Annotated in this window: 11 protein-coding genes and 3 pseudogenes; 4 read left to right on the top strand and 10 right to left on the bottom strand. The window is 65.5% G+C overall.

Annotated features, from left to right (window positions below; all coding sequences use genetic code 11):
- Window positions 1-235: 235 nt before the first annotated feature.
- From DEU38_RS22255 to DEU38_RS22250, 3 genes and pseudogenes are all read right to left on the bottom strand, one after another.
- On the bottom strand, window positions 236-856 hold the full coding sequence (locus DEU38_RS22255; RefSeq protein ID WP_114723567.1) for a hypothetical protein: 621 nt from the start codon (window positions 854-856) through the stop codon (window positions 236-238).
- 339 nt (window positions 857-1195) lie between these two features.
- Entirely contained in the window at window positions 1196-1843 is a 648-nt protein-coding gene (locus DEU38_RS28150; RefSeq protein WP_147283563.1) for a hypothetical protein, read from the bottom strand.
- A gap of 635 nt (window positions 1844-2478) precedes the next feature.
- Window positions 2479-2700 (bottom strand): annotated as a pseudogene (locus DEU38_RS22250) (manganese catalase family protein); the annotation flags it as partial.
- Between the two features lie 171 nt (window positions 2701-2871).
- Between DEU38_RS22250 and DEU38_RS22245 the strand changes: the two are divergent.
- Together DEU38_RS22245 and DEU38_RS22240 are read left to right on the top strand one after the other, a co-directional pair.
- The gene (locus DEU38_RS22245) at window positions 2872-3837 is read left to right on the top strand and encodes a TIGR03557 family F420-dependent LLM class oxidoreductase (protein ID WP_114723566.1); all 966 of its coding nucleotides are present in this window, start codon (window positions 2872-2874) and stop codon (window positions 3835-3837) included.
- A gap of 22 nt (window positions 3838-3859) precedes the next feature.
- Window positions 3860-4324: a ChaB family protein gene (locus DEU38_RS22240; RefSeq protein WP_114723565.1), complete on the top strand. Its 465-nt coding sequence runs from the start codon at window positions 3860-3862 to the stop codon at window positions 4322-4324.
- Window positions 4325-4490: 166 nt separating this feature from the next.
- Here DEU38_RS22240 and DEU38_RS22235 read toward each other — a convergent pair whose 3' ends face one another.
- From DEU38_RS22235 to DEU38_RS22220, 4 genes and pseudogenes are all read right to left on the bottom strand, one after another.
- Complete coding sequence (locus DEU38_RS22235; protein ID WP_114723564.1) at window positions 4491-5222, bottom strand: HemK2/MTQ2 family protein methyltransferase; 732 nt, start codon at window positions 5220-5222, stop codon at window positions 4491-4493.
- 4 nt (window positions 5223-5226) lie between these two features.
- Window positions 5227-5472: a CsbD family protein gene (locus DEU38_RS22230; protein ID WP_114723563.1), complete on the bottom strand. Its 246-nt coding sequence runs from the start codon at window positions 5470-5472 to the stop codon at window positions 5227-5229.
- A gap of 78 nt (window positions 5473-5550) precedes the next feature.
- A pseudogene (locus tag DEU38_RS22225) lies at window positions 5551-5838 on the bottom strand (FAD-dependent oxidoreductase); the annotation flags it as partial.
- A 29-nt stretch (window positions 5839-5867) separates the two neighbouring features.
- Window positions 5868-6337, bottom strand: a pseudogene (locus tag DEU38_RS22220) (SRPBCC family protein).
- Between the two features lie 256 nt (window positions 6338-6593).
- Here DEU38_RS22220 and DEU38_RS29885 point away from each other — a divergent pair.
- Window positions 6594-6926, top strand: coding sequence for a DUF6098 family protein (locus DEU38_RS29885; RefSeq protein ID WP_220181951.1), 333 nt, complete (start codon window positions 6594-6596; stop codon window positions 6924-6926).
- A 537-nt stretch (window positions 6927-7463) separates the two neighbouring features.
- Here the strand turns inward: DEU38_RS29885 and DEU38_RS22210 are convergent.
- The 3 genes from DEU38_RS22210 to lnt form a co-directional block, all read right to left on the bottom strand.
- Window positions 7464-7844 carry a nuclear transport factor 2 family protein gene (locus DEU38_RS22210; RefSeq protein ID WP_114723562.1) on the bottom strand — a complete coding sequence of 127 codons (381 nt, stop codon included), beginning with the start codon at window positions 7842-7844 and terminating at the stop codon, window positions 7464-7466.
- A gap of 303 nt (window positions 7845-8147) precedes the next feature.
- Window positions 8148-8303: a DUF6131 family protein gene (locus DEU38_RS28885; RefSeq protein WP_220181949.1), complete on the bottom strand. Its 156-nt coding sequence runs from the start codon at window positions 8301-8303 to the stop codon at window positions 8148-8150.
- Window positions 8304-10119: 1816 nt separating this feature from the next.
- Window positions 10120-11661, bottom strand: a complete 1542-nt coding sequence (gene lnt / locus DEU38_RS22205) for an apolipoprotein N-acyltransferase (protein WP_114723561.1) — start codon at window positions 11659-11661, stop codon at window positions 10120-10122.
- 251 nt (window positions 11662-11912) lie between these two features.
- Here lnt and DEU38_RS22200 point away from each other — a divergent pair, with 251 nt between their 5' ends.
- On the top strand, window positions 11913-12698 hold the full coding sequence (locus DEU38_RS22200; RefSeq protein WP_258558102.1) for a SigB/SigF/SigG family RNA polymerase sigma factor: 786 nt from the start codon (window positions 11913-11915) through the stop codon (window positions 12696-12698).

The raw sequence follows: 12698 nt of genomic DNA, 5'->3' as shown, positions 1-12698 counted from the left end.
TATACCCTCGGGGGTATATATCCGCCAACCGGCAAGGTTGGCAAAGTGGCCAGCTTGGATGACGAATGGCCACCTACGGTGGCCATTCACAACAGAACAGACGACGGGCCGGGGTGAATCGTCATCGGAGTTGTCATCCGCAGGTGCGCCGACCTGTGGTGTGACAACTACCGCGACGGATTTCCGTCGCGATCGTGGTCACGATAGTTGGCAGTTATTCGTGCGAGAGCAACGGCTACACCGCGGTTGGCCAACCGATCTCCGTGATGTCGTCGGTCAGGTCGACGATGCCCGCGGACGGGTTCAGCGCGGCCACAATCTCGCCGGTCAGCGGTTCGCCGTCGAAGAGGTGCCGCATCGCCTCAACCTGCTCGGTGCTCGGGGTCCGCTCGTAGTAGGTGGCTGCCCAGCTGGCGTGCTCATCTGCGTCGCGGGTCAGCGCTTCGGCCAGGTCAGGAATCCGCAGTTCACCCGCGAGCAACTGCCAGCTGCCCGCGTCGCACGTCGCCAACCACGAGATGCGATCCATCGAAAACGCCGGTTCGCCCCAGAAGTCCTCGAGCCCTGTGTTCGCGGGCGTATGGGCGGCCCAGCCGGCGGAAGGCGGCGGCACCGCCGGACTCTGGGGTTCGTAGGACTTGAATCCGATGACATCATCCGAGATCAGGGCAAAATACTCGGCGCCTTGCCCGTCCCGGGCCGAGGCCATCGACTGTCCGGAACCCCATTCCGAGTTGAACGAGTAGTAGCGGTACTCCCACTCCGGGCACAGGATCGCGTCGATGATCGCGAGGGCCTTGGCCCTCTGCGAAAACGCCCGGCCAACCGGAAGAGCTTCGATGGAATTGCGGTCCATGAATCGAATGTAACTGGGGCGACCGAAACCAACCGGAGCCGGCGGGCCACACAACTCGGGGATCCCTCGGCGTGCTGTCGCGGTAGCAGGCGCCTCATTGCAGTCGTACCGGACGCGAGACGAGCGTGCGTCGGCGCCGCAAGGAGGGCCGGATATCCAGACCTCTTGCTCCACCCCGTGGAGTGGAAGGTTCTGCAGACTAACGTCCGACAAGTATCGTGCAGGCCTACCGCTGGCTCGTTGGACCCCGTGAAGCAGAGCCGCCCGACAGGCCATTGCCTCGGCTGCCCGGGCAATGGCCTGTCGGTGTGCTTCACACTTCACGCGATCGTCAGGCACTTACGCCCGGCGACGATGCCTGCCGACGCCAGCTGCTGTCGTACCCGCCGCGGCCGCGACGAGCAGGGCGCTGCCGACCAGCCAACCGGATCCGTGTCCAGCGGTGTCGTTCGAGGGTCCGCCGCCGGCTTCGACGCCGCCCATAGGGACGAGAGCGACCTGCCCTCCGCCTTGCGGGGCGGGTGGCGTTTGCTCGCGGGGGCCGGGGACGCTCGGTCCCGGTGCGCTGGGGCCGGGAACGATCGGGGCCGGTCCCGGTGCGCTGGGGCCGGGGACGCCTGGGCCGCCCGATCCGCCGGACCCCGCGAAAAGGCTTCCGAGCCCGACACTTCCGAGTACGCCACTGCCGAGTAGGAGGCTGCCGCTGTTGGAACCGGAGCTTCCGAGCAACGGCAAAATCAAGCTGCCCAGATCCGCACTTCCGTGCTCCCCGAGGCTGGCGCTGCCGGCCTCCGCGCTACCGGCACTGCCCAGACTGCCCTCGCCGCTGCCGGAGCTCTCACTGCCGTGGCTACCCGAACTGCCCTCACCGTCGGCGTTCGCCAGTGCCGGCGAACCGATCGCAAGCGCGGCGACTGCCGTCGCGGCAACCATGATGCGGGTCTTGATCTTCAGAGTGCGTATGTCTGTAGCTCTGTGCTTTGGCATCGCGATACAACCTCCTCGATTGGCCTGCGCAACAATTCGTAGAGATTCCGCCCAACCGCATGAAGACAGAAAGAAGCTGCGGCGCCACCATTTCCTCACCCCAGTCAGAGACCAACTAAACCGGCGGCGCCCCATGCATATAGGCGAAAGCAACGTAACATCTCGATCAGCCGAAGGAAGGTGGAATAGGTTCAGGTGCACAACGCATCCCCGGCTGCGTCTGTACCGGAAGTTCTCATCCTGATAGGTCTTATCTGCACGTCAGCGCGCTATTGATCCCGTTGCGCGATCGGTGATTTCGCGTAGGGTCGATCGTGGTCGCCGGTTCAGATCTACCGTGAAGGTCGGGCGGCAAGTTCGGGGCAACGCCCACTCTATGGCGCGGTGGGTCGTGAGCGGTCCGGGCGGTACTGGAACGGGGATGAGCGGGGGGCGCTCGTCCGGCGCCGCCCCCGCCACGGCAGGTTCTGTCGATGCGTACCATCGGCAGGCCCTGCAGCGGCACGGTCCACAAGATCATTTGCCCTCATTCCCGAAAAGCGGCACACGCCGAACAGGTGCAGTTCCTATGGTGAGAGAGCCGCTGGTGGAGCCCTATCGTCGACGGCGGAAGCCACACCGCTTCCGCCAAGCTGTCCGCCGCCGGTGAGACTCAGGTAGATCGGGTTGACGGCAACCTGGTGAATGGCTTGTTCCCGTCCGTCCGCGGTCGCTACGACTGGCATCCAGTCGCAGCGTTCGTTGGCCTGCTTGAGGTCGTCGTTGAGGCCGTCCAGAAGCATCGTGATCATCGATCCCACGATCTCGAGGTGGCTGAACTCCTCGGTGGCGATGTCCATTGACAGGTCGTACACCTGTACCCGCAGAGGCGCCGGGGAATCCTCGGTAGGCACGCACTTCGGTGATCGTGACTCGAACGCAACACGGCATATGAGGTCCGTGACGACCTTCGGTCGGTTTCGGGTGGCCGCTTGCGGGGTATTCCGCCCGCACACCGGGTCGCGCGTGCAGGATGGGATGGAGGCGTCATGAGGGTCGGGTTCAAGCTGTTCGCAGAGGCGTACTCACCGATCGAACTGGTTCGGCAGGCGGTCCGGGCTGAGGAGGCGGGTTTCGACTTCGTCGAGATCAGTGACCACTTCCATCCGTGGCTGCACGATCAGAACCACTCGGGCTTCGCGTGGTCGATTTTGGGATCGATCGCCGCGAAGACCTCGACCATCGAACTGGCCACCGGTGTGACGTGTCCTTTCGTGCGTTACCATCCGGCGATCGTGGCCCAGGCGGCAGCAACGACAGCACTTCTCTCCGACAACAGATTCGTGCTGGGACTGGGAAGTGGGGAACGACTGAACGAACATGTCGTCGCACGCGGCTGGCCGGCGGCATCGACCCGCTCGGCGATGCTGCGCGAGTCGATCGAGATCATTCGGCTGTTGTGGAGCGGCGGCTATCACAGTTTCAGCGGTCGACATCTCGAGCTCGAGGATGCGCGCGTGTTCGACCTGCCGGAGCGACTTCCACCGATCGTGGTGGCGGGTTCCGGAGGACCGGCGGCGAAGATCGCGGCCGAGTTGGGCGACGGGTTGTTCGCGACGGAGGCCGACCGGGATCTGATCGCCCAGTACGAGAAGGCGGGCGGATCAGGGCCGAGGTACGCCGAAGTCTCGTTGTCGTGGGCGCCGACGGAGGAGGCCGCCCTGCAGTCCGCTCACAAGCTGTTTCGGTTCTCGGCCGCGGGGTGGAAGGTTCAGGCCGAGCTGCCGAACCCGGTCAATTTCGAGGCTGCCGCGTCCGTCGTTCGAGCATCCGACATAGCCGAGAGCTTCGGATACGGGCCCGACCCGAGACGTCATCTCGAGCGAATCCGCGTGTACGCCGACACGGGTTTCGATCATCTTGCCCTGGTCAACGCGGGGCCGGACGTCGACGGATTCTTCGACTTCTACACAGAAGAGCTCGCCCCCGCGCTGAAGGAACTCGCGTTGGTCTGAGAGAAGAAGGGAGACAACGGCAATGCCCAAGACGACCAAGTCCGGCCAACCGAAGAAGCGGGAGTTGCCGGAGACGCTGCTCCGTTCATCCCCCAAGGCGCAACGTACCTTCGCCAAGGCTCACGATGCTGCAGCGGAGGAGTACGGCGAGGGGGAGCGAGCACACAGGGTTGCGTACGCGGCCCTCAAGCACAGCTTCGAAAAAGTCGGCGACCATTGGGAACCCAAGGCCGAGAAGGGGCCGTCGGACGAGCGAGCCCGCAGCGGGGGCCCGCGAGCGACCGGTCGAAAGGCCGAGGGCGTCGACGCCAATGCGAGCAGACGGCACCTCTACGACATTGCCCGGCGTCTAGGCATTCACGGCAGATCGACGATGCGTAAAGAGGAGTTGGTCCACGCGATCGAGAAGGCGAACCGACGACGAACTGCCGCCGGCGGGGCTGAAAGAGGCACTGCGACCTCTCGCTCGATGCGAGTTAGTGAGTAGTCGGGGCCTGACACGGTGGACGTGGGTGCCTCCCGCGTGCCTGGTGGAGAGGGAAGCAACCGGGGCAGTAGGAACGAGGGGCAAGATCAGGTGAACCTACAACGGAAGAAGATCGTATTCAACGTCGTCGAGCGACGAGGGGCAGACCAGTCGGCAGTCGCACGAGTCAGTGTGCGGCCGACCTGCTGTTGACTGCGCGAAAAACGACGAGCTTCTCGAAATCCTCGTCAGGTCGCAGTAGCCCCCGCTGTCGTAGCAGGGATGCCCGCGCGGTGAGTACCGGGCCGAAGGGTATGTGCTCGGTCGATACGACGTCCGTCGAAAGTCCTTGGCGCCGCAGCTCGGTCCATGTGGCGTCGATATCACTCAGGCCTGACTGCAGGAGCAGGAGGACTCCACCAGGAGAGAGGATGCGGGCGGCCTCGCGGCAGATGCGATCCAGATACGCTCGGCCGTCCCGCCCGGCATCCCAGCAACGAGCCAGGCCGCCGACAGGCAGAACGTCGTCGGCCGCAGGAACATAGGGCGGATTGCTGACGACGAGATCGAAATCGTTCGCGCCGAACGGAATCGTAAGATCGCCACGCACCACGCGTACCCGTACGCCGTTCAACCTGGCGTTGAGCCGAATGTTCAGCAAAGCCCGTCTGTCGACGTCCACCGCGGTCACTTTGCGAGATCCGGCCAACGCAGCCGAAACCGAGAGATATCCCGTACCCGCGCCGATGTCGAGAACGCGGGTACCGGGTTCGAGCGATTCCACGAGCAGCGTGCGTGCGAGGAGATGCGTGTCCGACTGCGGCGGATAGACGCCGGGCAGTCGCCAGAACCTGCGGGGAGTCGGCTTTCGCGGACGAATCGGTTCACCCGTTCCACACAGCGTCGTGTCCGACGTCATCGCATTACTTGTCCTGCTCGGTACGCTGGCGTGCCTCGTTCGCGGACGCCTTGCCGCGCGCCTTTTCTGCCGCGGCCTCCTTTTCTGCCGCTTCGCGCTGCGCGGCGGCCTTGTCCTGCTGTGCTTTACCCTCGCGCACGAGATCGTCCTGACCCGTCACGGCGCCCGCCGCTTCCTTGGCCTTTCCCTTCACCCCCTCGACGGTGCCTTTGACTGCCTCTGCAGGCCCAGACTTGTCCTTGTCCGTCATGACATGATCTCCATTCCGTGGATACGGTCTACGCAGCCAGTACCCGGTCGCGTCCGCGGGCAAACATTGTCAGTGACCGACGGCGGGAGCGTTCGCGTCCTCGGCGTCCAGCGGATGCGTCACCGCGATCGGCGCCCGACTCCAGGACAATCCGTGCTTTTTCCAGGTCGAGCGAGGGGAATGCGGGCGACACCGCGGTGAGAGGATAGAAGGCGCTGAACCGGTCGTAGCGGTACCCGGGATGGAGGTTCACCCGACCGAACGGCACCTCCCGGTGTCGGCCCGGTCGAGAACCAGCACGTCCCATCCTCGGTCGGCGAGGGTGATCGCCCCGACCAGTCCGTTGGGCCCCGCACCGATGACGATCGCGTCCGCTCGCTCGCTCGCTCATCCGATCACCCGAGTCTCGGCGCGGTCGAGCCGTCGCGCGAATCGGAAGGAGTCTCCGCGAGCAGCGCCAGCCGCCGGATGCACTCCCGATTGCGGGGCACCGCGGCCAGTTCGACGACGCGCTGTGGAAAGCACGACATGGGAGGCGAGGCGAGATGCTCGCCCATCGCGATCACACAGCCGACCCCGTCGGGACGTACCTGAATCTCGATCCGAGTTCGACCGAAGCCCTTCGCGCGGGCGTTGAGCGTGAGTGCTTTCCCTGAATTGCCTCGAATACCTCGGCGTGGTCGATCAGGAACGGCCACAAACCGACCGAATGATGGATCCGTGCGCCGGGTGCGGGCCATTCGGGGTCCACGGCGCGCATTCCGGACGCCCCGACCACCCAGCCCGGATACCGCCATCCGTCGGCGAGCACCTCCCACACCCTTTGAGGAGAAGCTTTTGTTTCCCAATGGGCCTCGAATCTCATGTCTGTCTCATCGCACCTGCGCCTCCGAAGCGAATGCAACTGACGGTGTATTCCCGAGGCTCCTGGAAGTGAAACGTGGGTCGGCACCGGGGCGCCGTGCGGACTGCCGGGTCTGGGGTTCCAACGGGATGGATGGTTGGGCGCGTCCGGCCCGGGTCCACGGACTGTGGTCGTCATCGTTGGAAACGCGAGGAATGCTCGAGGGGTTTGTCCGAGATGTGTTCGGAGGGTGGCGTCGTGACCGGCGCGGTTTCGAATCGGGAGTCATCGGGGGGCGCCGCTCGTCGCGATTACGACACTGGCCGAACTGGTCGCTCTGACGGCGTCGACCCACGGCATCTTTCTACGCTATTCGAGCGGGCCAGAACGCGATGCTGCCGACTGCCGAAGCCTCGACCTGGAATCGGGGATAGACATGCCGGGCCTGGCTGTGACGCCGCTTTCACCTGAACCGTGGTGGCCCGGGTCCGCCGAGGGATGGATAGCACGTCGCCTCCACCGCTGTTGCGGTCTTAGTAACACACTCACGGCGCGCAGCAGACTCACGATGAAAAGAGCGCAGAATCGGACTGCTTTCCCTGGTTGCTGACCGGCACCGTCATCGGTCACAGCCTGGATTTGGAACCGCTTGTCACGCGTCTCAGCCCCGCTGTTCCGTTCGCGTCGCCAGGTGTGTAATCCGCACAGACGGAATCGGCAGCCGACCCGCGTGGTGTCCAACAGCGGTAGCTGGACAAGCAGTCGAGGGGAGGGTAATTGCCAACTATGGTGACAGCCTGCAAGAGGATGCTCCCCATGCCGAAGCCGTTCCCCGAGGAACTCCGCCGAGACGTCATCGCGGTCGCCGCCCGCAAGCGCTAGGCCCTCTGCGCCATATCTCCAAGGACTTTGGAATCACCGAAGGATGCCTGCACCGCTGGCTGAAGATCGCCGATCGAGAGGACGCGATCAGCACCGGCGGGAAGTCCACCAACTCAGACGAGTCCGCAGAGCTTCCACCGGCTACGACTCCTCGCCAAATAGGAGACATACCTTAGTCCGGGGCCTCGTTCGTGGTCACGGCCGCATGGCTGGTGTCCCGGTGACGGAGATGAGATGGGCGACTGCTTCGACCTGCTTGCCCTCCTCACTGGTAGTGGTCGGCGTCCGGAACGGATGTCTGCTGGTAGAGCGTGAGTCGCCACTGGCCGTCGCGACGGGTGTAGACGCTGGACATCAGAGCGTGGAACGCCGGCGCGCCCTCGCCGCGGGAGGCCCGGCCGGTGTAGACCAGGATCGCGGTGTCCTCGCCGACCTCGATGAGGCGGTCCTCGCTGATCTCGTAGTCCCGCCACGGCGGGGCGTCGTCGAGCGAGGCGATCACCGCGTCGCGATCCAGCACGAAGCCGTGCGAGAGAACCATGACCGCATCCGCTGTCATGAGCCGGCCGTAGAAGTCAGCCCCCGTTCCCTGGCACAAAGATGCCCATCCTGCATGCTCCAGCCTCAGAATCTCTGCGCCGTCCATACGTCGACCCTAGCCAGCCCGAACCATGATGTCGTCGGCATTCGCACCGAGTGCCTCCTCACGTGCGGTCGAAGGACGGCTTCCGGCGGACAAGAAACAGTCGGTTCCGCTTGTGCCTCCATGTCATTGCCGTGGGAAGCGACGGCTCTATCAACGACCACTGCTCATCCGTCAAGTATCCGGTGCGCGACACAATGAAGAGTGTCGCCGATCAACCGCCCACGTTGGGAGACACTCCCTAGGCTGGCTCTGTCCGTCGGAGGCGGGACCGACCTTTAATCTTCTTGCCGAATCTCGGCAGCGCTAGTACCAGTAGCGGCGGCCTCCGACTGCACGGCCTGTCGCGCCGAGTAGTGCGAGAATTACTCCGATTACCACGACCACGATGCCGATGGTCCAAATAATGGAGATTCCCGTCAGGAATCCGACGAGAAGCAAGATCAGCCCGAGCACAATCACCGCTACGCCTCAACCTCATTCAGATGACCATGGGGCGGCGGACCGTCCCGCGGTCAAACGAGCCCTCTGCTCATCACGGACATTCCCCGTTCGGGTGTTTCCCAAACCTCGCGGCGACGGGGTTCGGGAGGCCACCGAAGGGGTACTTGCCGAGCGGACGGATGTGCGTCCGCCTGCTCCCAAATCAGATCCTGACGCCCTGGACAACGGGGCAGCCGACCGCCGAATCTAGTGCGAGGAAGCAAGATCGACGGCGATGTCGTCGACGGCGGGCAAGATGGCCGACCAGACAGCCTGCGGTTCGCGGAGATCGCAGCCTCTCAGAGCCCTGCAGTAGACCGTGATTGTTCCGTCGGCGCCAACTTCGCCCACCGGAAATGGCAGTGTCGGCCATGGGCGCGAGAAGGGCCACTCCCATTCCCAACCCATCACCGACTCTACTTGCAACACAGTCGAATACACACCACCTTCCCGACCTGTCGGTCGCGCGGTCACGAGTTTCAATGCTGCACATGCCTCATCCTCATTGCCGCCGCAGCATCTCAATCGGGGTCGTCCCGACAAAAGATCCCGGTCGATGTGAAGATGCGGGCGGTGTTGTCCGGGGGAGATGCGCGGCGCCGAGGCCTCCCGCCGGCACGGGGTGTCGGATATGTCGGTGTCGAAGTGGAAGCAGCATTTCCTCGACGCCGGTCGGCAGCTTCTCGAGGCCGACGGTGCGGGCGAATCCTGCCTGCACCATCCCGGGCTTCACACCCTGCCACGTACTTGACGTAAGACAACCTCGCGCGTCAGGAGACGCCGGCCACACGGCATCCTTGGCGTGCCGACACTTATGCCTGCGACCCGCGGGGAGATCATGATCGGACACACGGACTCCAAAACATATTCGTCACGTGACTAAATGACACCCCGCGACGGCAAGGCGGGAGGAGCAGCCGGGCGAGTGCCACTCGACGCGAGTAGGTGCGAGAACCAGCATCAGCCGATGCGGCAGCGCGCGAAGGGTGAAGCGCGGTAGCAGCGGCGACGGTCGGACGATCCACAGTCCATGCAAGCCCGCAAGCGCTAACCGATCTGATCATTTGCCAACAGCGGTGACGAAAATGCCAACTAGGCGTTCGTGGACGGCTCTGGCCGATCTGCGCTGGCTGGTCCGTGGCATACCGCCCGTCACGTCCAACCCGGTCTAGCGGAACTGCGAGAGATGCCAACTATCTGACGATTTGCCAAGTTCGATGACGATTCACAGCCGGGGCGAACATTCGGCGTTATCGCAGGTCGTCGTTTCACCGATAATCCACATTATGTCAAGTACTGGAGATCGGGCGGTTCCCCGCGGAGACGGGACCGAGCACTGCGCCACGGAGCCGACTGCATGTCCGATACCCCGCTGCGGCCGCGCGACCCGTGACATCGACGACCGACGCACCCGCCGCGGGCCACATCGACTCAGGTGCGATCAGGCTCGATGTCTCCGTTTCTGCCCGCAGCTCGGACCTGCCATCCGGGCCCCGGCGAGTTCACGGAGTCGATCTCATCGACTCGCGCAGCTGAGACGAACTCCGAGTATCAGATGCCGGTCGACACCGCGTCATGTAGCGTGCCGGGTACGCGGCCGGCATCAGACAAAACGCCGTCGCGTACTGCACTCGACGACGGATGCGGCGCAGGATCCCGAACCGGAACATCGATCGGACCCGGACCTCCCCGCCGGTCACCGCCCCCACCCACACCACTGTCATGGATAATGGCGAATATCCATGCGCGCGTGCGGGTTTCGCTCGCCTCCCCTGCGTTGTCGTGAATCGCCGCGCTAGTTGGCAACTGGACCACCCCGCCGCCGGACGACCGCCGCTGCCACGTAGCCCACCACGACCGCGGTACAGACGCCCGGGACGTAGTTGCCGAGCCGGTAATAGAGCGTGTCCTCTGTCCGAACGGGCACTTCGACGAGCAGAACGCCGTGCTCGTCGGCGGGCATCGACCCGAGCCGGCGTCCTCGCGCGTCGAATGCGGCCGACTCCCCCGTCAATGCGGCCGCCGCGACCGGGCGGCCACTCTCCGCGGCCCGCAGCGCACCGAACGACGCGAGCTGCGCGGGCGCCCAACTGCCCTGAAAGGTGGCCGTGGAGGATTGGTACACCAGCATGTCCGCCCCCGCCCGCGCCTGCGCGCGGGCCATGTCCGGGAAGGTCTCCTCGAAGGAGATCAGCGGCCCGACCCGGAAACCGCCGGCGTTCATCACGACCAACCTGTCACCGGGCTGCCGGTTCTGCCCCGCCGCGGCGGTGATCCGGTTGAGCCAGCCGAGCTGGTCGCGGAACGGGATGTATTCACCGAACGGGACCAGCCGGATCTTCCGATAGGTATCGCGGATTCCGCTGTGGTCGATCAGGACAGACGCCTTCGAGATCGCGCCGGACTCGCCGACCGGCGCGTCGACGTTGACCAGTAGGTCCGCCCCCGCGGCCGCGGACAACGCGCCCAGCCGAACGAGCAGCGCTTGGTCGGCGGCCGGATTGGTATCGACGCTGCTCTCACCCCACACCACGAGGTCGACCGGCGCGCCGATCCCTCGGGTCAGGTCTTCCTCGAAAGAGAGCAGGTCGCCGTGCACGATCCCCGGCTGCACAAGCGCGACGACCGCGACGTCGGCTGGCGGCTCCGCTGGTCGGCACGCGGACCAGAGTGGACCCGAGGCGACCGCCACCGCCACCGCCACCGCTCCGACGGCCCGGGCTGCCACGCCGCCGACCACGCACAGGGCGACCCCAATGTTCGATGCCACGATCGCGAAGCTGACCAGCCACACCCCGCCGAGCGCGGCGAGCCCGAGCACACCTGGGTGCTGCCACTGGGTGGCACCGAGCAACGACCACGGCCCACCGAGCCACTGCCACGACCGGACCACCTCGACCAGCACCCACCCTGCAGGCACGACGACTGCGGCCGCCGCCGCCCGGCCGCCGGTGAGCGGCTCCCGCAACGCATCCCACACCAACACGCCCCACCCGGTCCACAGCAGCGCGAGCACACCCACAGCCAGCGGGAAGAACCAGACAAGGTTCGGCGCCACCCAGTACTGCGTACCCGCGAGGAATCCGACGCCGGCCAGCCAGCCGCGCAGTCCGGCCTCGCGCGCGGTCGCCGCGGCGCGCACCAGCAGCACCACCGGCACCAGCGACACCCACGCGAGCACGCCGAGGTTCGGCTCGGGGAACGCCAACAGCGGCAGCGCCCCCGCGGCCGCCACCCCGGCCCGCGGCACCCACCGCGAACGCGTCGCACCGACTGTCCATCCCGGTACGCGGCTCCCGTGACCGGGTGGTTTCCCGGAGGACGCTCCGCTGGACACGTGTCGATTCTAGAGTTCGGGCCTGACCTGAGCGGGTCCTCCGTTCGATCCGGGCAGAGGTAGTCGATCGAGTTGGCGGAGGTCAACGGCCCTCCCGCAGTGACCACGCACCGTCATACGATGGACGCATCCGATGTCCGGCCGAACGGAGGACGCGTGAGGGACGACGACGCACCTCGACACGATGCGCGGCGGACGAACCGTGCGGGACCACCGTTCCACTCCCCCCGACGATCTCCCGGGTCGATTGCGTGAATCCTGCAGTCGAGCACACCGACGAATACCGTGACGTGGGTCCGGTCTTCGAGTCGATGGCGTCGCTCGACCGCAGGGACCCGCGCTACCGCGTGCTCCGCGACTCCGTGATCACGCGGTGTCTCCCCCTCGCCGATCACATCGCTCGCAGGTTCGACGGCCGTGGGGAGTTCCACGACGACCTCGTTCAGGTGGCGCGTGTCGGGCTCGTCAATGCGGTCAACCGATATGACTCCCGCGTGGGGTCCGACTTCGTCGCGTTCGCGGTCCCGACCATGATGGGCGAGGTGCGGCGACACTTCCGGGACACCGGGTGGGCCGTGCGGGTGCCCCGCCGGGTGAAGGAACTGCATCTCGAGCTCGGTCGCGCGGTGTCGGTCCTGTCGCAGCGTCTCGGTCGGCCGCCGACGCGCCACGAGCTCGCGGCGGAGCTGCGGATCGGTGAGGACGCGGTCGCGGACGGACTGCTGGCCGGCAACGCGTACCAGACCGTGTCGGTGGATGCCGGGACCGTGGGGCGCCGCGACGACCATCCGCTGGCCGAGACCCTCGGTGCCGACGATCGGCGTCTCGAGGCGGTCGAGAATCACGAGACGCTCCGGCCGATACTGGCGGCGTTGCCCGATCGCGAGCGCCGGATCCTGTTGTTGCGGTTCTTCGCGAACCTCACGCAGAGCCGGATCGCCGAAGAGATCGGGGTATCCCAGATGCACGTGTCAAGGCTGCTGGCCCGGTCGCTCGCGACGCTCCGCTGCCAACTCGAGGACCAGATCGAAAGCTGA

Origin of the sequence: Rhodococcus sp. AG1013 (assembly GCF_003350365.1) — a bacterium.
Lineage (GTDB): Bacteria > Actinomycetota > Actinomycetes > Mycobacteriales > Mycobacteriaceae > Prescottella.
The sequence above is the reverse complement of the archived record's forward strand: the minus strand, read 5'-3'. Positions and strand labels throughout refer to the sequence as shown.

What these genes read in the sequence shown, in the direction of transcription:
- DEU38_RS22230 (WP_114723563.1), bottom strand. Translation starts at nt 5,472, where the DNA reads ATGACGGACAAGGACAAGTCTGGGCCTGCAGAGGCAGTCAAAGGCACC.
- DEU38_RS28150 (WP_147283563.1), bottom strand. Translation starts at nt 1,843, where the DNA reads ATGCCAAAGCACAGAGCTACAGACATACGCACTCTGAAGATCAAGACC.
- DEU38_RS22245 (WP_114723566.1), top strand. Translation starts at nt 2,872, where the DNA reads ATGAGGGTCGGGTTCAAGCTGTTCGCAGAGGCGTACTCACCGATCGAA.
- DEU38_RS22235 (WP_114723564.1), bottom strand. Translation starts at nt 5,222, where the DNA reads ATGACGTCGGACACGACGCTGTGTGGAACGGGTGAACCGATTCGTCCG.
- DEU38_RS22210 (WP_114723562.1), bottom strand. Translation starts at nt 7,844, where the DNA reads ATGGACGGCGCAGAGATTCTGAGGCTGGAGCATGCAGGATGGGCATCT.
- DEU38_RS22255 (WP_114723567.1), bottom strand. Translation starts at nt 856, where the DNA reads ATGGACCGCAATTCCATCGAAGCTCTTCCGGTTGGCCGGGCGTTTTCG.
- DEU38_RS22240 (WP_114723565.1), top strand. Translation starts at nt 3,860, where the DNA reads ATGCCCAAGACGACCAAGTCCGGCCAACCGAAGAAGCGGGAGTTGCCG.